We start from the raw sequence: 19,552 nt of genomic DNA, 5'->3' as shown, positions 1-19,552 counted from the left end.
TTCGCAAAGGAATGTAGTGGTAGTGTAGCGATGACTTTAGGCGATCTTGCATGGGATCGCCTGGCCACGCAAAGAACTGTACCTTCGGGTGCAAATGGGATGGTAAGGAGTTAATTGTGAAAAAGTGGTTATTAGCTGCAGGTCTCGGTTTAGCGATGGCAACGTCCGCACAGGCTGCTGACAAAATTGCAATCGTCAACATGGGTAGCTTGTTCCAACAGGTTGCACAGAAGACGGGCGTTTCTGCTACGCTGGAAAACGAGTTCAAAGGCCGTGCCAGCGAACTGCAGCGTATGGAATCTGATCTGCAATCTAAAATGCAGCGTCTGCAATCCATGAAAGCGGGTAGCGATCGTACTAAGCTGGAAAAAGACGTCATGGCTCAGCGTCAGACTTTCTCTCAGAAAGCTCAGGCTTTTGAGCAGGATCGTGCGCGTCGTTCCAACGAAGAACGTGGCAAACTGGTTACTCGTATCCAGACAGCTGTGAAATCTGTTGCTAACAGTCAGAGCATCGATCTGGTTGTTGACGCAAACACCGTTGCATACAACAGCAGCGATGTAAAAGACATCACCGCTGACGTACTGAAACAGGTTAAATAAGTAATGCCTTCAATTCGACTGGCTGATTTAGCAGAGCAGTTGGATGCAGAATTACACGGTGATGGCGATATCGTCATCACCGGCGTAGCGTCCATGCAATCTGCGCAAACTGGCAATATCACGTTCATGGTGAATCCTAAGTACCGTGAACACTTAGGCGTATGCCAGGCCTCTGCCGTTGTGATGACGCAGGACGATCTTCCTTTTGCTAAGAGTGCGGCGCTGGTAGTGAAGAATCCCTACCTGACCTATGCACGTATGGCGCAAATCTTAGATACCACGCCGCAGCCCGCACAAAACATTGCACCGAGTGCAGTGATCGATGCGACGGCGAAGCTGGGTAATAATGTTTCTGTGGGCGCAAATGCGGTCATTGAGTCTGACGTAGAACTGGGCGATAACGTCGTTATCGGCGCAGGCTGCTTCGTCGGAAAAAATACTAAAATCGGCGCAGGTTCACGCTTGTGGGCGAATGTGACGATTTACCACGACATTCAAATCGGTGAGAATTGCCTGATCCAGTCCAGCACTGTCGTCGGATCTGATGGATTTGGTTACGCGAACGATCGCGGTAACTGGGTGAAGATCCCGCAGCTTGGTCGCGTGATTATCGGCGATCGCGTCGAGATCGGCGCTTGTACCACCATTGACCGTGGTGCGCTGGACGATACTGTGATCGGTAATGGTGTTATCATTGATAACCAGTGCCAGATTGCGCATAACGTTGTGATTGGCGACAATACGGCGGTAGCCGGTGGCGTCATTATGGCGGGTAGCCTGAAGATTGGCCGTTACTGCATGATTGGCGGCGCCAGCGTGATCAATGGGCATATGGAAATATGCGATAAAGTCACGGTTACTGGCATGGGTATGGTGATGCGTCCTATCACCGAACCTGGCGTCTATTCCTCAGGCATTCCGCTACAGCCCAATAAGGTATGGCGTAAAACAGCTGCACTGGTGATGAATATTGATGATATGAGCAAGCGTCTCAAAGCGATTGAGCGCAAGGTTAATCAACAAGACTAAAGCACCGTTTTTGCATGTCTGACTTTTCGGCCTGTCCCATTCATACGATTGCGACAGGCCGTGTTATTATTGCCTTTTAGTATATTTTGACAGGAAGAGTATTTTGACTACTAACACTCATACTCTGCATATTGAAGAGATTTTAGAACTTCTGCCGCACCGTTTTCCGTTTCTGCTGGTTGACCGCGTGCTGGATTTTGAAGAAGGTCGCTTTCTGCGCGCAGTGAAAAATGTATCTGTTAACGAGCCTTTCTTCCAGGGCCACTTCCCGGGTAAACCTATTTTCCCTGGCGTACTGATTCTGGAAGCAATGGCGCAGGCCACCGGTATCCTCGCGTTTAAAAGCGTAGGGAAACTGGAACCAGGTGAACTGTACTATTTTGCGGGTATTGACGAAGCGCGCTTTAAGCGTCCTGTCGTGCCAGGCGATCAGATGATCATGGAAGTGACTTTCGAGAAAACGCGCCGCGGCCTGACCCGTTTTAAAGGGGTTGCGCTGGTCGACGGTAAAGTTGTGTGCGAAGCAACGATGATGTGTGCCCGTAGCCGGGAGGCCTGATACGTGATTGATAAATCCGCCTTTATTCACCCAACTGCCATTGTGGAAGAAGGCGCCAGCATTGGCGCTAACGCTCACATTGGCCCATTTTGTATTGTTGGACCCCATGTTGAAATTGGTGAGGGTACCGTACTGAAGTCTCACGTTGTCGTGAATGGCCATACAAAAATTGGTCGCGATAACGAGATCTATCAGTTTGCCTCCATCGGTGAAGTTAACCAGGATCTGAAATATGCTGGCGAACCGACCCGCGTGGAAATTGGCGATCGCAACCGCATCCGCGAAAGCGTCACCATTCATCGTGGCACAGTGCAGGGCGGTGGAGTGACGAAGGTGGGCAGCGATAACTTACTGATGATTAATGCGCACGTCGCGCATGATTGTACGGTAGGCAACCGCTGTATTCTGGCGAATAACGCCACGCTTGCCGGGCATGTATCGCTGGATGATTTTGTTATCATCGGCGGCATGACTGCGGTGCATCAGTTCTGCATCATCGGCGCGCATGTGATGGTTGGCGGCTGTTCTGGTGTTGCTCAGGACGTGCCTCCATACGTTATCGCCCAGGGCAACCACGCAACGCCATTTGGCGTCAATATCGAAGGTCTGAAGCGTCGTGGGTTCACCCGCGAAGCGATTACCGCGATTCGTAATGCCTACAAAGCGTTGTACCGTAGTGGTAAAACGCTGGAAGAAGTGAAACCGGAAATCGCGGAACTGGCGAAACAATACCCTGAAGTTCAGGCTTTCAGCGACTTCTTTGAGCGCTCAACGCGTGGTCTGATTCGTTAATGACTGAGCAGCGTCCTTTAACGATTGCCCTCGTCGCCGGAGAAACCTCCGGCGATATTCTTGGTGCAGGGTTAATCCGTGCACTCAAGGCTCGCGTTCCCAATGCGCGTTTTGTTGGCGTGGCGGGTCCGCTGATGCAGGCCGAAGGCTGTGAAGCCTGGTACGAAATGGAAGAGCTGGCGGTAATGGGCATTGTTGAAGTGCTCGGACGCCTGCGCCGTTTACTGCAAATACGCGCCGATCTCACTCGCCGATTTACCGACTTAAAGCCGGATGTTTTCGTCGGTATTGATGCGCCTGATTTCAATATTACCCTCGAAGGGAATTTGAAAAAGCAGGGCATTAAAACCATTCATTACGTCAGCCCCTCTGTGTGGGCCTGGCGACAGAAACGCGTTTTCAAAATAGGCAGATCCACCAATATGGTGCTGGCCTTTCTGCCTTTCGAAAAAGCGTTTTATGACAAATTTAACGTCCCGTGCCGCTTTATCGGTCATACCATGGCAGATGCCATGCCGTTGGACCCGGATAAAAACGCGGCTCGCGATGTTCTGGGTATTCCCCATGACGCTCACTGCCTGGCGCTATTGCCAGGAAGCCGTGGCGCAGAAGTGGAGATGCTTAGCGCCGATTTTCTGAAAACGGCGCAGTTGTTACGCCAGCATTATCCAGATCTCGAAGTGGTAGTGCCGTTGGTGAATGCCAAACGTCGCGAGCAGTTTGAGCGCATTAAAGCTGAAGTTGCACCGGAGCTTTCCGTACATCTGCTTAATGGGATGGGCCGTGAAGCGATGGTTGCCAGCGATGCCGCACTGCTGGCTTCCGGCACCGCTGCGCTGGAATGTATGCTGGCAAAATGCCCGATGGTGGTTGGCTATCGTATGAAACCTTTCACCTTTTGGCTGGCAAAGCGTCTGGTGAAGACCGATTACGTTTCGCTACCTAACCTGCTGGCGGGAAGAGAACTGGTTAAAGAGCTGTTGCAGGAAGAGTGCGAACCGCAGGCGCTGTCGCAAGCGCTGTTGCCGTTGCTGGCGAATGGCAAAACCAGCCATGCAATGCACGACACATTCCGTGAACTGCATCAGCAGATCCGTTGCAACGCTGATGAGCAGGCGGCGGATGCGGTCCTGGAGTTAGCGCAATGATTGAATTTGTATATCCGCATACGCATTTAGTGGCGGGTGTAGATGAAGTTGGACGTGGTCCTTTAGTCGGCGCGGTCGTCACTGCCGCCGTCATTCTGGATCCGGCTCGCCCTATTATCGGTCTTAACGACTCAAAAAAACTGTCGGAAAAACGTCGCCTGGCGCTATTCGATGAGATTAAAGAAAAAGCGTTAAGCTGGAGCCTGGGGCGTGCGGAACCACATGAAATCGACGAGTTGAATATTTTACATGCCACTATGCTGGCCATGCAGCGTGCGGTTGCGGGTCTGCATATCGCGCCGGAATACGTACTGATCGACGGCAATCGTTGCCCGGCATTACCGGTGCCATCGCTGGCGGTGGTAAAAGGTGATAGCCGTGTGGCGGAGATTAGCGCGGCGTCGATACTGGCAAAAGTCACTCGTGATGCTGAAATGGCGGCCCTGGATACGGTGTTCCCGCAGTATGGCTTTGCACAGCACAAAGGCTATCCAACCGCTTTTCATCTGGAAAAGTTGGCAATGCATGGCGCAACAGAGCACCATCGCCGTAGTTTTGGCCCCGTCAAACGCGCACTGGGACTCACGTCCTGATTCTTGTGTCGAAGGAATCTGAAGATGTCTGAACCTCGTTTCGTCCACCTGCGGGTGCACAGCGACTACTCCATGATCGATGGGCTGGCGAAAACCGGGCCGCTGGTGAAAAAGGCGGCCGCGTTAGGCATGCCTGCGCTGGCGATCACCGATTTTACCAACCTGTGTGGTCTGGTGAAGTTTTACGGAGCGGGTCACGGTGCGGGTATCAAGCCGATAGTTGGCGCAGATTTTCATGTCCGTAGCGAACTGCTGGGCGATGAACTCACGCAGCTCACCGTGCTGGCCGCAAACAATACCGGCTATCAGAACCTGACGTTGTTGATATCGAAAGCCTATCAGCGTGGTTATGGCGCAGAAGGGCCGGTCATCGACCGGGATTGGTTGGCCGAGTTAAAAGAAGGTTTGATTTTGCTCTCCGGCGGCCGCATGGGCGACGTCGGGCGCAGCCTGCTGCGCGGTAATAGCGCACTGGTTGATGAGTGCGTAGCGTTTTACGAAGAACATTTTCCAAATTGTTATTTCCTCGAGCTTATCCGCACCGGCAGGCAAGATGAAGAAAATTATCTGCATGCAGCGGTAGAACTGGCGGAAAGGCGTGGTCTTCCGGTGGTGGCGACCAACGATGTTCGTTTCCTTGAAACCGGTGATTTTGACGCGCATGAAATCCGCGTGGCAATCCATGACGGGTTCACCCTTGACGACCCGAAACGCCCGCGAAATTATTCGCCGCAGCAGTACATGCGTAGCGAAGATGAGATGTGCGAGCTGTTTTCCGATATTCCGGAAGCGCTGCAAAACACCGTTGAGATAGCTAAGCGCTGTAACGTGACGGTACGTCTGGGTGAGTATTTCCTGCCACAGTTCCCGACCGGTGATATGACCACCGAGGATTTCCTCGTGGCGAAATCGCGCGAAGGTCTGGAAGAGCGTCTGGCGTTTTTGTTCCCGGACCCTGAAGTTCGCGCCCAGAAGCGCCCGCCTTATGACGAACGTCTGGAAGTTGAACTGAAAGTTATCAACCAGATGGGATTTCCTGGCTACTTCCTGATCGTTATGGAATTTATCCAGTGGTCGAAAGATAACGGCGTACCGGTAGGTCCAGGACGCGGTTCCGGTGCGGGCTCGCTTGTCGCCTATGCGCTGAAAATTACCGACCTGGATCCGCTGGAATTTGACCTGCTGTTCGAACGTTTCCTGAACCCGGAACGTGTCTCAATGCCCGACTTCGACGTTGACTTCTGTATGGAGAAACGCGACCGGGTAATTGAACACGTGGCGGAAATGTACGGTCGTGATGCGGTTTCGCAGATTATTACCTTCGGTACGATGGCGGCCAAAGCGGTTATCCGCGACGTGGGGCGCGTGCTGGGACACCCGTACGGCTTCGTGGACCGTATTTCGAAACTGGTGCCGCCCGATCCGGGCATGACGCTGGCAAAAGCCTTTGAAGCCGAACCCCAACTGCCGGAAATCTATGAGGCAGATGAAGAGGTTAAAGCGCTGATCGATATGGCGCGTAAGCTGGAAGGCGTCACGCGTAACGCCGGTAAACACGCCGGTGGTGTAGTTATCGCGCCGACCAAAATTACCGATTTTGCGCCGCTGTACTGCGATGAACAGGGGCTGCACCCGGTTACTCAGTTTGATAAGAACGACGTGGAATATGCCGGCCTTGTGAAGTTCGACTTCCTCGGCCTGCGTACGCTCACCATCATCAACTGGGCGCTGGAAATGATTAACGCGCGCCGTGAAAAGAACGGCGAGCCGCCGCTGGATATCGCCGCTATCCCGCTGGATGACAAGAAAAGCTTCGACATGCTGCAACGCTCGGAGACCACGGCGGTCTTCCAGCTTGAATCCCGCGGCATGAAAGATCTTATCAAACGTCTGCAGCCTGACTGCTTCGAAGATATGATTGCCCTGGTGGCCCTGTTCCGTCCTGGTCCGCTACAGTCGGGGATGGTAGATAACTTTATCGACCGTAAGCATGGTCGCGAAGAGATTTCCTACCCGGACGTACAATGGCAGCATGAGTGTCTGAAACCGGTACTGGAGCCGACCTACGGCATTATCCTGTATCAGGAACAGGTTATGCAGATTGCTCAGGAGCTGTCCGGATATACCCTTGGCGGTGCGGACATGTTGCGTCGTGCGATGGGTAAGAAAAAGCCGGAAGAGATGGCTAAGCAGCGCGGCACCTTTGAAGAAGGGGCGAAAAAGCGCGGCGTCGACGGCGAACTGGCGATGAAAATCTTTGACCTGGTGGAGAAATTCGCCGGTTACGGATTTAACAAATCGCACTCCGCTGCCTATGCGCTGGTCTCTTACCAGACGCTATGGCTGAAGGCGCATTACCCCGCCGAGTTTATGGCGGCGGTAATGACCGCCGATATGGATAACACCGAGAAAGTGGTCGGGCTGGTGGATGAATGCTGGCGTATGGGGCTCAAAATCCTGCCGCCGGATATCAACTCCGGGCTTTATCATTTTCACGTGAATGATGATGGCGAAATTGTCTATGGCATCGGCGCGATAAAAGGCGTGGGTGAAGGGCCAATTGAAGCTATTATTGAGGCGCGCAACGAAGGCGGTTACTTCCGCGAGCTGTTTGATCTCTGTGCGCGCACGGACATCAAAAAACTCAACCGCCGGGTGCTGGAAAAGTTAATCATGTCCGGGGCGTTTGACCGCCTTGGCCCGCATCGTGCGGCGCTGATGAATTCGCTCAACGATGCGCTAAAAGCCGCCGATCAGCATGCGAAAGCCGAGGCAACGGGTCAGGCGGACATGTTTGGCGTGCTGGCTGAAGAGCCGGAACAAATTGAACAGTCTTATGCTAACTGTACACCGTGGCCGGAGCAGGTGGTATTAGAAGGGGAACGTGAAACGTTAGGGCTTTACCTGACGGGACACCCCATCAACCAGTATTTAAAAGAAATTGAGCGCTATGTTGGAGGCCACAGGCTGAAAGACATGCATCCGACAGAACGTGGTAAAGTCACCACGGCTGCGGGGCTCGTCATTGCTGCGCGGGTAATGGTCACCAAGCGCGGCAATCGTATCGGCATCTGTACCCTGGATGACCGTTCCGGGCGTCTGGAAGTTATGTTGTTTACCGATGCTCTGGATAAATACCAGCAATTGCTGGAAAAAGACCGCATACTTATCGTCAGCGGACAGGTCAGCTTTGATGACTTCAGCGGCGGGCTTAAAATGATGGCCCGTGAAGTCATGGATATTGACGAAGCCCGGGAAAAATATGCTCGCGGGCTTGCTATCTCGCTGACGGACAGGCAAATTGATGACCAGCTTTTAAACCGACTCCGTCAGTCTCTGGAACCCCACCGCTCGGGGACAATTCCAGTACATCTCTACTATCAGAGGGCGGATGCACGTGCGCGATTGCGTTTTGGCGCAACGTGGCGTGTCTCTCCGAGCGATCGTTTGCTAAACGATCTCCGTGGCCTTATTGGTTCGGAGCAGGTGGAACTGGAGTTTGACTAATACAGGAATACTATGAGTCTGAATTTCCTTGATTTTGAACAGCCGATTGCAGAGCTGGAAGCAAAAATCGATTCTCTGACTGCGGTTAGCCGTCAGGATGAGAAACTGGATATTAACATCGATGAAGAAGTGCATCGTCTGCGTGAAAAAAGCGTAGAGCTGACGCGTAAAATCTTCGCCGATCTTGGCGCATGGCAGGTAGCCCAACTGGCGCGCCATCCACAGCGTCCGTACACCCTGGATTATGTCCGCCTGGCATTTGATGAATTTGATGAGCTGGCGGGCGATCGTGCCTATGCGGATGATAAAGCTATTGTCGGCGGCATCGCGCGTCTGGATGGCCGTCCGGTGATGATCATTGGTCATCAGAAAGGCCGTGAGACCAAAGAAAAAATTCGTCGTAATTTCGGCATGCCGGCACCGGAAGGCTATCGCAAAGCGCTGCGTCTGATGGAAATGGCCGAGCGTTTCAATATGCCGATCATTACTTTCATCGACACCCCAGGGGCTTATCCGGGCGTGGGCGCGGAAGAACGTGGTCAGTCTGAAGCGATTGCGCGCAACCTGCGTGAAATGTCGCGTCTGAGCGTACCGGTAATCTGCACCGTTATTGGTGAAGGTGGTTCCGGCGGCGCGCTGGCGATCGGCGTAGGCGATAAAGTGAATATGCTGCAATACAGCACCTATTCCGTTATCTCCCCGGAAGGTTGTGCCTCCATTCTGTGGAAAAGCGCCGACAAAGCGCCGCTGGCCGCAGAAGCGATGGGGATTATCGCGCCGCGTCTGAAAGAGCTGAAGCTTATCGACTCTATCATCCCGGAACCGCTGGGCGGCGCGCACCGCAACCCGGAAGTGATGGCTGCGTCCCTGAAAGCACAGTTGCTGGCCGATCTCGCCGACCTCGACGTGTTAAGCAAAGATGATTTGAAAAACCGTCGTTACCAGCGTCTGATGAGCTACGGTTACGCGTAAACTGCATTAATTCTGAAAAGGGCCACAACGCTGTGGCCCTTTTTTTTACCTGTGGTTTCACCAGGCTATGATTAACTAAGGTTTTTCCAGGAGGAACGCATGAATATCATTGCCATCATGGGACCGCATGGCGTCTTTTATAAAGATGAGCCCATCAAGGAACTTGAGCGTGCGCTGCAACAACAGGGGTTTCAGATTATCTGGCCGCAGAATAGCGTCGACCTGCTTAAGTTTATCGAACATAACCCACGAATTTGCGGTGTCATTTTTGACTGGGATGAATACAGCCTGGATCTGTGCAGTGACATCAACCAGCTCAACGAGTATCTCCCGCTCTACGCCTTTATTAATACCCATTCGACGATGGATGTCAGCGCGCACGACCTGCGCATGGCGCTGTGGTTTTTTGAGTATGCGCTGGGCCAGTCTGAAGATATTGCAACCCGCATCCGTCAGTACACCAGCGAATACCTCGATAACATCACGCCTCCTTTCACCAAGGCGCTGTCTACCTATGTGAAGGAAGGAAAGTACACCTTCTGCACGCCCGGACATATGGCGGGAACGGCGTATCAGAAAAGCCCGGTAGGCTGCCTGTTCTATGATTTCTTTGGCGGCAATACGCTGAAGGCCGACGTGTCTATTTCCGTGACTGAACTCGGATCGCTGCTGGATCATACAGGCCCGCATCTGGAAGCGGAGGAGTATATCGCGCGCACCTTTGGCGCCGAGCAGAGCTATATGGTGACCAACGGCACCTCGACGTCGAACAAGATTGTCGGCATGTATGCCGCGCCTTCAGGCAGTACGCTACTGATTGATCGCAACTGTCATAAGTCGCTGGCGCATTTGCTAATGATGAGCGATGTGGTGCCAATCTGGCTGAAGCCTACGCGCAATGCGCTGGGGATCCTCGGCGGTATACCTCGTCGGGAATTCACCCGCGCAAGCATTGAACGCAAGGTAGAAGAGACCCCTCAGGCACTATGGCCGGTACACGCGGTGATCACCAATTCCACCTATGACGGCCTGTTGTATAACACCAACTGGATCAAGCAAACCCTGGATGTGCCCTCCATTCATTTTGATTCTGCCTGGGTGCCGTATACCCATTTTCACCCGATCTATCAGGGGAAAAGCGGGATGAGCGGCGAACGGGTGCCGGGGAAAGTGATTTTTGAAACCCAGTCAACCCACAAGATGCTGGCGGCACTATCACAGGCTTCTCTGATCCACATTAAGGGCGACTACGACGAAGAGACGTTCAACGAAGCCTTTATGATGCACACTTCCACTTCCCCGAGCTACCCGATTGTCGCGTCGATAGAAACGGCGGCGGCAATGCTGCGTGGCAATTCAGGCAAGAGGTTAATCAATCGTTCGGTGGAGCGGGCGCTGCATTTCCGTAAAGAAGTGCAGCGGCTACGCGAAGAGTCGGATGGCTGGTTCTTTGATATCTGGCAGCCGGAAAGGGTAGATGAGGCGGAGTGCTGGCCGGTAGCGCCTGGTGAAGACTGGCACGGATTTGTTGATGCTGACGCCGACCATATGTTCCTCGACCCGGTGAAGGTCACCATTCTTACGCCGGGAATGGATGAACAGGGAAATATGAGTGAAGAGGGGATCCCTGCGGCGCTGGTGGCGAAATTCCTTGATGAGCGCGGCGTCGTTGTCGAGAAAACGGGACCGTATAATCTGTTGTTCCTGTTCAGTATTGGCATTGATAAAACCCGGGCGATGGGGCTACTGCGCGGCCTGACGGAATTTAAACGCTCGTACGATCTGAATTTACGCGTGAAAAATATGCTGCCGGATCTGTATGCCGAGGATCCCGATTTCTATCGTAATATGCGTATTCAGGATCTGGCGCAGGGGATCCATAAGCTGATCCGCCAGCACGATCTCTCCGGGCTGATGCTGCGGGCATTTGATACCTTACCGGAAATGAAAATGACCCCGCACCAGGCCTGGCAGCGGCAGATCAAAGGTGAGGTCGAAACGGTGGCGCTCGATCAACTGGTGGGGCGCATTTCTGCCAATATGATTCTGCCTTATCCTCCCGGTGTGCCGCTCTTGATGCCCGGGGAAATGATTACGGCTAAAAGTCGGGCTGTACTCGATTTTCTGCTGATGTTGTGTTCAGTGGGCCATCACTATCCTGGATTTGAAACCGATATCCATGGCGCTAAACTGGGTGAAGATGGCGTGTATCGCGTGCGAGTCCTAAAAATGGCATGACGACTTGCGTGAACCCATTACGCACGAGTAACGTGCTGGCAGAAAAACGAAAGAGGCGATGACGCTATGCTGGGATTAAAACAGGTTCACCATATTGCCATTATTGCGACGGACTACGCGGCGAGTAAGGCATTTTACTGTGATGTGCTGGGCTTTACGCTAATCAGCGAAGCCTACAGGGAAGAACGTGACTCGTGGAAGGGTGATCTGGCATTGAACGGTCAGTATGTGATTGAGCTTTTTTCTTTTCCATTTCCGCCTTGCCGTCCGAGTCGACCGGAAGCCTGCGGTTTACGCCATCTGGCGTTCAGCGTAGATGACGTGGAAAAAGCGATCGCGCATCTGGAAGCTCACCACGTGAAGTGCGAATCCGTGCGTATCGATCCGTTTACCGGCAAACGCTTTACGTTTTTTAACGATCCGGACGGATTACCGCTCGAACTGTACGAGCTGTAAGTCTTATCATTGTGGCATTAGTCCGGCAATGTGCAGGGCAATGCCATTGTAAGTAACCATCATGACGACACTCACGCTGAACACTTCACTGCTAAATTCTCAATCGATTCTGGTCGCCTTTAGCGGCGGGCTGGACTCCACCGTGCTGCTGCATCAGCTGGTACTGTGGCGAGCGCAAAATCCTGAGGTTGCCTTGCGCGCAATCCATATTCATCACGGATTAAGCCCGCAGGCAGACAGTTGGGTGCAACACTGTGAGTCGGTATGCGCACAGTGGCAAGTGCCGCTGGTGGTTGAACGGGTCCATCTTGAGGATGATGGTCTGGGTGTCGAAGCTCAGGCGCGACGCGCGCGCTATCAGGCATTTGCGCAGACCTTACTACCGGGTGAAGTGCTGATGACCGCCCAGCATCTCGACGACCAGTGTGAAACCTTTCTACTGGCGCTTAAGCGCGGCAGTGGTCCTGCCGGGCTTTCCGCCATGGGCGAAAGCTCACCATTTGCCGGAACCCAACTGATTCGACCGCTGCTGGCGCAAACGCGAGAGGCGCTTGAAGCATGGGCGCGACAGCATGAATTATGCTGGATCGAAGATGAAAGTAATCAGGATGATGCCTACGATCGCAATTTTCTCAGATTGCGCGTTACCCCTTTGCTCCAACAGCGATGGCCGCACTTCGCGCAAGCCGCAGCCCGTAGCGCCGCGCTGTGCGCCGAGCAGGAGAGTTTACTGGATGAACTGCTGGCCAACGATTTAGCCGACTGCGTGACTGTTCAGGGCACACTGTTACTGGCACCGTTAATGATGATGAGTGGCGTGCGGCGTGCCGCTCTGCTTCGTCGCTGGTTGGCGGGGGTAAATGCACCGATGCCTTCCCGGGACGGGCTGGAACGTATCTGGCAGGAAGTGGCGTTGGCGCGAGAAGATGCTTCCCCCTGTTTTCGTCTAGGAGAATATGAGGTCCGTCGCTATCAGTCACAGCTATGGTGGGTTAAATCGGTCGACGGGCAAAGCGAAACAGTCATCCCGTGGTCATGTCGGGAAACGCCGTTGACGCTGCCTGCCGGGTTAGGCTCGGTGCAGCTAATCTCTGCTGGCGAATTGCGCATGCCGCAAGCAGGTGAAGCGATCAGTATTCGTTTTAAAGCGCCAGGCGTATTGCATATTGTCGGGCGTAACGGTGGACGTAAATTAAAGAAAATCTGGCAGGAGCAGGGGATCCCGCCCTGGCGACGAGATACCACGCCGTTGTTGTTTTACGGTGAAACGTTGATAGCGGCTGCGGGTGTTTTTGTGACGCGTGAGGGTGCGGCGGTAGATGAAGAAGGTATGAGTCTGATTTGGCATGCCTGATGGCGGTGCGATTATCAGGCCTGGTCATTTAGGCCTGATAAGGCGCAAGAAAAGCTAAGATTCGCTGACGACCACGGTACCGATTTGCGGGTGGCTGAAGCTGGCAATTTTATCGAGACGAAGCTCCCGGATTTCACCTGCGACATCTGCGACCAGATACTCCACGTTTTTGCGTGAAACCAGGTCATTCGCTTTCGCCTGCAAAACTTCGCCATCTTTTAGCGCCAGCGTCAGTAACAAATGGTTCTGGCAGGCGAGTTCAAGATTGTCGTAATCATCACAATTGATGGGTTGATACGTTTCATTCATTGACATAATCGCTCACCAGTAAGTTGGCGGCAGCATAGGCCGCTTTTTCCCTGACCGACTCTGGAAGGGCGCTGTCTGCCGCCACTTCATTAAGCACCTTCAATACGCAACCCAGCGCATCCGGGATATACCCTAAGTCTCCGCTGGCGATTTCCGCGTACCGCTTGCGTATTAACTCACAATATTTTTCCACATGCCCTCCTGTCAGCACTCTGACTTAACCGTGGATGCAAGTCTAAGCCTACGAAGATAAACTCTGTTTAGCAAGGTGACTATACCATACTCATTCAAGCAATATCAGCGCCTTGATTGAGGAGCTGTTAGCAGCCTTTTGCCGCAGTTTTCGCTACAATGAGCGCCTGATTCGAAAGGAGTTCTCTCATGGCGCTTAAAGCGACAATTTATAAAGCCGTCGTCAACGTAGCGGATCTCGACCGCAACCAGTTCCTTGACGCGGCCTTGACGCTGGCGCGTCATCCCTCTGAAACCCAGGAGCGCATGATGCTGCGCCTGCTGGCCTGGATTAAATATGCCGATGAACGGCTGCAGTTCACGCGTGGCCTGAGTGCTGAAGACGAGCCTGAAGCATGGCTGCGTAACGACCATCTGGGCATCGATCTCTGGATTGAACTGGGTCTGCCGGATGAGCGTCGTATTAAAAAAGCCTGTACCCAGTCTGGTGAAGTTGCCCTGTTTACTTACAACAGCCGTGCGGCCCAGATCTGGTGGCAGCAAAACCAGAACAAGTGTGCGCAGTTTAAAAATCTCACCGTGTGGTATCTGGATGATGAACAGTTGGCGCAACTGAGTGATTTTGCTGGTCGTACAATGGCGCTGCAGGCAACTATCCAGGATGGCGCTATCTGGCTGTCTGATTCTCAGAACAATCTGGAAATTCATCTGACCGCGTGGCAGCCGCGTTCATGATTGTTATCTCCCGAAACGTCTCTATCCCTGACAGTGAGCTGGAAATCACGGCGATTCGGGCACAGGGCGCGGGCGGTCAGCACGTTAACAAGACCTCCACGGCTATCCATTTGCGCTTTGACATTCGGGCCTCAGGCCTGCCAGAGTATTACAAGGAACGTCTGCTGGCCGCCAGCCATCATCTGATTAGCAGCGATGGCGTTATTATCATTAAGGCGCAGGAATACCGTAGCCAGGAGCTAAATCGGGAAGCGGCAATCTCCCGACTGGTGGCGGTGATAAAAGAATTAACCGCGGTGCAAAAAAGCCGACAGGCAACACGTCCTACGCGCGCCTCGAAAGAGCGCAGGTTGTCATCGAAGGCGCAAAAATCCACAGTGAAAGCACTGCGTGGGAGAGTTCGTCGAACGCAAGACTGACGAGCGGGAATAAAAAATTATAAGGAATTCATAGTGAAAACAGCAATATTGTCCGTGGTCGCTGCATGCACGCTTTTTTCCTTGATCGGCTGTAACAACCGTACTGAAGTCGATGTACTACAGCCGACGCGGGCGGCAGAATTAAAACCGATGCAGCAAAGCTGGCGTGGCATTTTGCCTTGCGCGGACTGCGAAGGAATTGAAACCTCTCTGTTCCTGGAAAAAGACGGCACATGGGTGATGAACGAACGCTATCAGGGCGTGCGGGATGAACCGTCCTCCTTTGCCTCTTATGGTACATGGGCGCGCACTGCCGATAAGCTGGTGCTGACTGACAGCAAAGGTGAAAAGTCGTACTACCGGGCAAAAGGTGAAGCGCTGGAGATGCTGGATCGTGAAGGTAACCCGATTGAGTCACAGTTCAACTACACGCTTGAGCCAGTTTCTGCAAGCTTACCGGTGACGCCAATGCCGATGCGGGGCATGTACTTCTATATGGCTGACGCGGCAACCTTCACTGATTGTGCGACGGGTAAAAGAGTCTCTGTCGCGAACAATGCACAACTGGAGCGAGATTATCTGACTGCGCGTGGTGCAACGGATAAGGCAGTTCTGCTTACTGTGGAAGGGCACTTCACGATGGAAGAAAATCCTGATACGGGCACACCAGTGAAAACCTTAAGAGCGGATAAAGAAATTAAGTTTATCCCTGGCCAGAGTTGCGATGATTAATCTGCAGCTTATAAAAACTGTCCGGGCGATCGCCGGACAGTTTTTCCTTATCGGATCAATCCAACAAAACGGCTGGTTTTGATATAAATCCCTAACTTCAGGTGGCCGATATACTGTAGCTGCGTTTCAGACTTAAACGCTGAAATGTCACCTTCGCGCATATGCATCAGGTCGGAAGGGCTAATCCAACCCGGCTGCGCCATTGTTAGCGGATGCCCGGCTGTGGCAAACGCATCGGTTACAAATTCGGAGCAAAACCACGCCTTCTTTTCTCCTTCACTGGTATTGTTCAACTGTGCTTTTGCCAGCCCGCTGACGCATTGCTGGCGAAAATCCTCTGAGAAAGGATTCAATGAACATATTTGCCGGGTCACCATAAACGGAATAAATTCGACGATGCCGCGGTAGTTATAGCCGCTATCTTTGATTTTATAAGCGAATGTTTTGATTTCTTCGGCCTGCTGCGGTGTGAGGTTGGGGACCCGCAGAGCAAAAAGCTTATCGCTGTGATTTTCAGCCTTTTTGAGCGAAATGATTTGTACTCCCGCCCCGGTCGCTTCGGCAACTTCATTATCGCCAAGGTAAACGGCGACATGGCTGACAGAAGAGGTGCTGAACGCGCGAATACCAAATGAGGTCACCCCAAGACTGGAGGAAAACAGCAGGTCGCCCGGCCTGAGGTCGGTATCCGTAATTTCATGCAGCGCTTGATCGGTAAATGAGCTTTGATGCTGGAGTTTTATCTCCCATTTCTTTGCCTGGGCATCAACAGCGGTTGCTGATGAATTTTGCTGACTGACGTCAATCGTGCAGGCTGAAAGCAGAAGAACGAAGGGGAGGAGCAGGCGGTAATACGCCGTTGGTTTAGGCATTTTATACAATCCATGTAAAAAAGGCCCTGATCCTCAGGGCCTTGTGCTGGTATTAGCCTTTAATAGCTTTGACCAGGTAGTCGACGATGTCGCCGGTTTTAATCAGCTCTTTCTCGCCGTTACGACGGTATTTGTATTCGATATCGTCGTTGTCGAGGTTACGGTCGCCCAGCACGATGGTATGCGGAATACCGATGAGCTCCATATCAGCAAACATCACGCCTGGACGCTCTTTACGATCGTCCATCAGCACTTCAATACCCTGCGCGCGCAGCTCCGCGTACAGCTTTTCAGCCAGCTCCTGCACACGGTAGGATTTGTGCATGTTCATCGGCAGAATAGCAACCTGGAACGGGGCAATGGCGTCTGGCCATACAATGCCGCGATCGTCGTAGTTCTGTTCAATCGCAGCAGCCACAACGCGAGTGACCCCGATACCGTAGCAGCCCATGGTCAGCGTCTGGTTACGACCATCTTCTCCCTGAACGGCGGCTTTCATCGCTTCAGAGTACTTGGTACCCAACTGGAAGATATGGCCCACTTCGATACCGCGTTTGATCATCAGCGTACCTTTGCCATCCGGGCTTGGGTCGCCGGCGACCACGTTACGAATGTCAGCCACTTCCGGGGTGGCAACGTCGCGATCCCAGTTGATACCGAAATAGTGTTTACCGTCGATGTTGGCACCGGCAGCAAAATCGCTCATTACCGCAACGGTACGGTCGATAACCACCGGAATCGGCATGTTCACCGGACCCAGAGATCCAGGACCTGCTTTAACCAGCGCACGAATTTCTTCTTCGGTGGCGAAGGTCAGCGGGCTGGCAACCTGCGGCAGTTTTTCCGCCTTGACTTCGTTCAGCTCGTGATCGCCACGAACCAGCAGCGCAACCAGCGGGTAGCTGCTGCCTTCAACCGCTTTCACCAGCAGGGTTTTCACGGTTTTCTCGATAGGCAGGTTGAATTGTTCAACCAGCTCGGCGATGGTTTTAGCGTTCGGCGTATCAACCAGCGTCATTTCCTGCGTTGCAGCGGCGCGCGGTTCTTTCGGTGCAACAGCTTCGGCAAATTCGATGTTTGCCGCATAGTCGGAAGAGTCAGAGAAGATCACATCGTCTTCACCGCTCTGCGCCAGCACCTGGAATTCGTGAGAGGCGCTGCCGCCGATAGAACCGGTATCCGCTTGTACCGCACGGAAATCCAGCCCCATACGGCTGAAGATTTTGCTGTACGCAGCGTACATCGCGTCGTAGGTTTCCTGCAGAGATTCCTGAGAAGTGTGGAAAGAGTAGGCATCTTTCATCAGGAATTCGCGGGAACGCATCACGCCGAAGCGCGGACGCACTTCGTCACGGAATTTGGTCTGGATCTGATAGAAGTTCAGCGGCAGCTGTTTGTAGGAGCTCAGCTCATTACGGATCAGGTCGGTGATCACTTCTTCATGCGTTGGGCCGAGTACGAACGAACGATCGCCACGGTCAGCAATACGCAGCAGTTCCGGGCCGTATTGTTCCCAACGGCCGCTCTCTTCCCACAGTTCAGAAGGCTGAACGACCGGCATCAACACCTCGATCGCACCGGCGTTGTTCATCTCTTCACGCACGATGTTTTCGACTTTTTTCAGGACGCGCACGCCGGTCGGCAGCCAGGTATATAACCCGGAGGCCAGCTTGCGGATCATCCCGGCGCGCAGCATCAGCTGGTGGCTGATGACCTCGGCGTCGGCAGGTGTCTCCTTCAGAGTGGAGAGCAGATATTGGCTAGTACGCATGTTGTTACGGTTCCAGTTGAACGATCGAACAGGCTCAAAATGAGCCTGGCACAAAACAAAAGTGGTTTAGTTTACCAGCGAGAAGGGGATGTCAAAAGAGTACGCGATGCAAATTAGCGGGCTTCCAGAGCAAAGACCTCAAATCCTGACGGCGTCACGCGCCAGCGGACGTTAAAGTCCAGCAACCAGACGGCATAGGTTTTGCCTTCTTCCTCGTTTTTACGGTAGGCAGGACGCGGATCCTGCGCCAGCACTTCGGCAATAAACTGACGAAGATGCGGGTAACGCTGTTCGAGCTTTGGGAGTTGCTCAGCGAGCTCTTCACTGAACGTCACGTCTACACTGGCCTGCGGCGCGTCCTGAGCATAGCTGGCGCGAGCATCAGGCAGCGATTCGGCAAACGGCAGATACGGTTTTATATCCACTACCGGCGTGCCATCAACAAGATCCAGCCCGCCGAGCTCAAGGATTACGTGCTCTTTATGGCAACGGATGCCCCGCAGCTCAACCAACGACATGCCAACAGGGTTCGGACGAAACGTTGAACGCGTGGCAAAGACGCCCATCCTGGCATTGCCGCCAAGACGGGGAGGGCGCACGGTTGGACGCCATCCACCTTCCATTGTCTGGTGAAAAACAAAAATCACCCACAAATGGCTGAAGGCTTCCAGGCCGCGAACGGCATCGGCCTGGTTATAAGGTGCGAGCAAATGCAGTTCACCGCTGGCACTTTTCACCAGACCTGGCTGGCGTGGAACGGCGAACTTTTCTTTATAAGGTGAGCGGATAACGCCTATTTGCTCGAACTGAAAATGGCTCATTTCGCCGAAATGTTCAGTGCAGAACCGATGCAAACCGCCTGGCGATAGCAACCCGGCGTTCCGCTGGTTACTTCGCAACTGTGCAGTAATACCGCATTTGCTTTCATTTTAGATGCGTTAATCTGCATGCGTTTGCGTGCGGTTGGAATGCTCGGCGGTGAATCCTGGTTGGATGCCTGGCAGGATTCGCCGCTGACTTCGCCGAGATCGCGGAACGGTTTGCCAACTAAATCTTCAGCGTTAGTAATGATTCTTACCGGCGCCGCGCGCGGTGCTTTGGGTTTTTCCGGCTCCGCTTTAGGCGGGGTAGCGGTGCTTTGAACGGGTTCAACAGGGGATCTGCTTAACATAGAACAGCCGCTCAGCATGAGTGCTACTAAACAGATCGGTAAAGCACGCATAATATTTCCTCAATGAATGATCTAAACGTCAGATATTGAATCAGGTGCTT

At 53.1% G+C, this 19,552-nt stretch carries 20 protein-coding genes; 14 read left to right on the top strand and 6 right to left on the bottom strand.

Annotation, left to right across the window (positions count from 1 at the left end):
• The first annotated feature begins 116 nt into the window (after positions 1–116).
• The 11 genes from skp to tilS all read left to right on the top strand — a co-directional run bounded on the left by skp (position 117) and on the right by tilS (position 13,250).
• Positions 117–602 carry a molecular chaperone Skp gene (gene skp, locus HV352_RS19095; protein WP_016151765.1) on the top strand — a complete coding sequence of 162 codons (486 nt, stop codon included), beginning with the start codon at positions 117–119 and terminating at the stop codon, positions 600–602.
• 3 nt (positions 603–605) lie between these two features.
• The gene (gene lpxD, locus HV352_RS19090; protein WP_103928921.1) at positions 606–1,631 is read left to right on the top strand and encodes a UDP-3-O-(3-hydroxymyristoyl)glucosamine N-acyltransferase; all 1,026 of its coding nucleotides are present in this window, start codon (positions 606–608) and stop codon (positions 1,629–1,631) included.
• A gap of 103 nt (positions 1,632–1,734) precedes the next feature.
• On the top strand, positions 1,735–2,190 hold the full coding sequence (fabZ, locus tag HV352_RS19085) for a 3-hydroxyacyl-ACP dehydratase FabZ (RefSeq protein ID WP_003018528.1): 456 nt from the start codon (positions 1,735–1,737) through the stop codon (positions 2,188–2,190).
• Positions 2,191–2,193: 3 nt separating this feature from the next.
• A complete protein-coding gene (lpxA, locus tag HV352_RS19080; RefSeq protein ID WP_003018525.1) occupies positions 2,194–2,982 on the top strand; it encodes an acyl-ACP--UDP-N-acetylglucosamine O-acyltransferase in 789 nt (262 codons plus the stop codon).
• Positions 2,982–4,130 carry a lipid-A-disaccharide synthase gene (lpxB, locus tag HV352_RS19075; RefSeq protein WP_080859352.1) on the top strand — a complete coding sequence of 383 codons (1,149 nt, stop codon included), beginning with the start codon at positions 2,982–2,984 and terminating at the stop codon, positions 4,128–4,130. The genes lpxA and lpxB overlap by 1 nt, the downstream gene beginning before the upstream one ends.
• Positions 4,127–4,723, top strand: a complete 597-nt coding sequence (gene rnhB / locus HV352_RS19070; protein WP_019078405.1) for a ribonuclease HII — start codon at positions 4,127–4,129, stop codon at positions 4,721–4,723. Before lpxB ends, rnhB begins: the two co-directional genes overlap by 4 nt.
• Before the next feature lie 24 nt (positions 4,724–4,747).
• The gene (gene dnaE / locus HV352_RS19065) at positions 4,748–8,230 is read left to right on the top strand and encodes a DNA polymerase III subunit alpha (protein ID WP_016151769.1); all 3,483 of its coding nucleotides are present in this window, start codon (positions 4,748–4,750) and stop codon (positions 8,228–8,230) included.
• Between the two features lie 12 nt (positions 8,231–8,242).
• The gene (gene accA, locus HV352_RS19060) at positions 8,243–9,202 is read left to right on the top strand and encodes an acetyl-CoA carboxylase carboxyl transferase subunit alpha (protein ID WP_003018513.1); all 960 of its coding nucleotides are present in this window, start codon (positions 8,243–8,245) and stop codon (positions 9,200–9,202) included.
• A gap of 99 nt (positions 9,203–9,301) precedes the next feature.
• Positions 9,302–11,440: a lysine decarboxylase LdcC gene (gene ldcC, locus HV352_RS19055; protein WP_181634989.1), complete on the top strand. Its 2,139-nt coding sequence runs from the start codon at positions 9,302–9,304 to the stop codon at positions 11,438–11,440.
• Positions 11,441–11,506: 66 nt separating this feature from the next.
• The gene (locus HV352_RS19050) at positions 11,507–11,896 is read left to right on the top strand and encodes a VOC family protein (protein ID WP_016151771.1); all 390 of its coding nucleotides are present in this window, start codon (positions 11,507–11,509) and stop codon (positions 11,894–11,896) included.
• 61 nt (positions 11,897–11,957) lie between these two features.
• Entirely contained in the window at positions 11,958–13,250 is a 1,293-nt protein-coding gene (gene tilS / locus HV352_RS19045; protein ID WP_181634988.1) for a tRNA lysidine(34) synthetase TilS, read from the top strand.
• Positions 13,251–13,304: 54 nt separating this feature from the next.
• On the opposite strand, the gene rof is transcribed toward tilS, so the two are convergent.
• A complete protein-coding gene (gene rof / locus HV352_RS19040) occupies positions 13,305–13,565 on the bottom strand; it encodes a Rho-binding antiterminator (RefSeq protein WP_016151773.1) in 261 nt (86 codons plus the stop codon).
• Complete coding sequence (locus tag HV352_RS19035; RefSeq protein WP_003018499.1) at positions 13,552–13,752, bottom strand: YaeP family protein; 201 nt, start codon at positions 13,750–13,752, stop codon at positions 13,552–13,554. The genes rof and HV352_RS19035 overlap by 14 nt, the downstream gene beginning before the upstream one ends.
• Before the next feature lie 188 nt (positions 13,753–13,940).
• Here HV352_RS19035 and HV352_RS19030 point away from each other — a divergent pair, with 188 nt between their 5' ends.
• Genes HV352_RS19030 through nlpE form a run of 3 tightly spaced genes read left to right on the top strand, consistent with a single transcriptional unit; the run spans position 13,941 to position 15,637 of the window.
• Complete coding sequence (locus HV352_RS19030; RefSeq protein WP_046275338.1) at positions 13,941–14,486, top strand: YaeQ family protein; 546 nt, start codon at positions 13,941–13,943, stop codon at positions 14,484–14,486.
• Positions 14,483–14,905: an alternative ribosome rescue aminoacyl-tRNA hydrolase ArfB gene (gene arfB, locus HV352_RS19025; protein WP_016151775.1), complete on the top strand. Its 423-nt coding sequence runs from the start codon at positions 14,483–14,485 to the stop codon at positions 14,903–14,905. The genes HV352_RS19030 and arfB overlap by 4 nt, the downstream gene beginning before the upstream one ends.
• Before the next feature lie 30 nt (positions 14,906–14,935).
• Entirely contained in the window at positions 14,936–15,637 is a 702-nt protein-coding gene (gene nlpE, locus HV352_RS19020) for an envelope stress response activation lipoprotein NlpE (RefSeq protein WP_087121852.1), read from the top strand.
• 47 nt (positions 15,638–15,684) lie between these two features.
• Here nlpE and HV352_RS19015 read toward each other — a convergent pair whose 3' ends face one another.
• From HV352_RS19015 to rcsF, 4 genes are all read right to left on the bottom strand, one after another.
• Complete coding sequence (locus HV352_RS19015) at positions 15,685–16,509, bottom strand: YaeF family permuted papain-like enzyme (protein ID WP_103283486.1); 825 nt, start codon at positions 16,507–16,509, stop codon at positions 15,685–15,687.
• Positions 16,510–16,561: 52 nt separating this feature from the next.
• Positions 16,562–18,280 carry a proline--tRNA ligase gene (gene proS / locus HV352_RS19010; RefSeq protein ID WP_016151778.1) on the bottom strand — a complete coding sequence of 573 codons (1,719 nt, stop codon included), beginning with the start codon at positions 18,278–18,280 and terminating at the stop codon, positions 16,562–16,564.
• A 113-nt stretch (positions 18,281–18,393) separates the two neighbouring features.
• Positions 18,394–19,101: a tRNA (N6-threonylcarbamoyladenosine(37)-N6)-methyltransferase TrmO gene (tsaA, locus tag HV352_RS19005; protein WP_047417110.1), complete on the bottom strand. Its 708-nt coding sequence runs from the start codon at positions 19,099–19,101 to the stop codon at positions 18,394–18,396.
• Complete coding sequence (rcsF, locus tag HV352_RS19000) at positions 19,098–19,502, bottom strand: Rcs stress response system protein RcsF (protein ID WP_016151780.1); 405 nt, start codon at positions 19,500–19,502, stop codon at positions 19,098–19,100. Before rcsF ends, tsaA begins: the two co-directional genes overlap by 4 nt.
• Between the last annotated feature and the right edge of the window lie 50 nt (positions 19,503–19,552).

Source organism: Citrobacter sp. RHBSTW-01044, from assembly GCF_013781945.1.
Taxonomy (GTDB): domain Bacteria; phylum Pseudomonadota; class Gammaproteobacteria; order Enterobacterales; family Enterobacteriaceae; genus Citrobacter; species Citrobacter braakii.
Note: the sequence above shows the minus strand (reverse complement) of the source record. Positions and strands in the feature narration are given on the sequence as shown.

Bases quoted from the DNA above. Each gene is read 5' to 3' on its own strand.
- proS (WP_016151778.1), bottom strand. From the start codon at position 18,280: ATGCGTACTAGCCAATATCTGCTCTCCACTCTGAAGGAGACACCTGCC.
- accA (WP_003018513.1), top strand. From the start codon at position 8,243: ATGAGTCTGAATTTCCTTGATTTTGAACAGCCGATTGCAGAGCTGGAA.
- HV352_RS19050 (WP_016151771.1), top strand. From the start codon at position 11,507: ATGCTGGGATTAAAACAGGTTCACCATATTGCCATTATTGCGACGGAC.
- rof (WP_016151773.1), bottom strand. From the start codon at position 13,565: ATGTCAATGAATGAAACGTATCAACCCATCAATTGTGATGATTACGAC.
- ldcC (WP_181634989.1), top strand. From the start codon at position 9,302: ATGAATATCATTGCCATCATGGGACCGCATGGCGTCTTTTATAAAGAT.
- lpxB (WP_080859352.1), top strand. From the start codon at position 2,982: ATGACTGAGCAGCGTCCTTTAACGATTGCCCTCGTCGCCGGAGAAACC.
- rcsF (WP_016151780.1), bottom strand. From the start codon at position 19,502: ATGCGTGCTTTACCGATCTGTTTAGTAGCACTCATGCTGAGCGGCTGT.
- lpxD (WP_103928921.1), top strand. From the start codon at position 606: ATGCCTTCAATTCGACTGGCTGATTTAGCAGAGCAGTTGGATGCAGAA.
- HV352_RS19030 (WP_046275338.1), top strand. From the start codon at position 13,941: ATGGCGCTTAAAGCGACAATTTATAAAGCCGTCGTCAACGTAGCGGAT.
- HV352_RS19015 (WP_103283486.1), bottom strand. From the start codon at position 16,509: ATGCCTAAACCAACGGCGTATTACCGCCTGCTCCTCCCCTTCGTTCTT.
- tilS (WP_181634988.1), top strand. From the start codon at position 11,958: ATGACGACACTCACGCTGAACACTTCACTGCTAAATTCTCAATCGATT.
- tsaA (WP_047417110.1), bottom strand. From the start codon at position 19,101: ATGAGCCATTTTCAGTTCGAGCAAATAGGCGTTATCCGCTCACCTTAT.
- dnaE (WP_016151769.1), top strand. From the start codon at position 4,748: ATGTCTGAACCTCGTTTCGTCCACCTGCGGGTGCACAGCGACTACTCC.
- rnhB (WP_019078405.1), top strand. From the start codon at position 4,127: ATGATTGAATTTGTATATCCGCATACGCATTTAGTGGCGGGTGTAGAT.
- arfB (WP_016151775.1), top strand. From the start codon at position 14,483: ATGATTGTTATCTCCCGAAACGTCTCTATCCCTGACAGTGAGCTGGAA.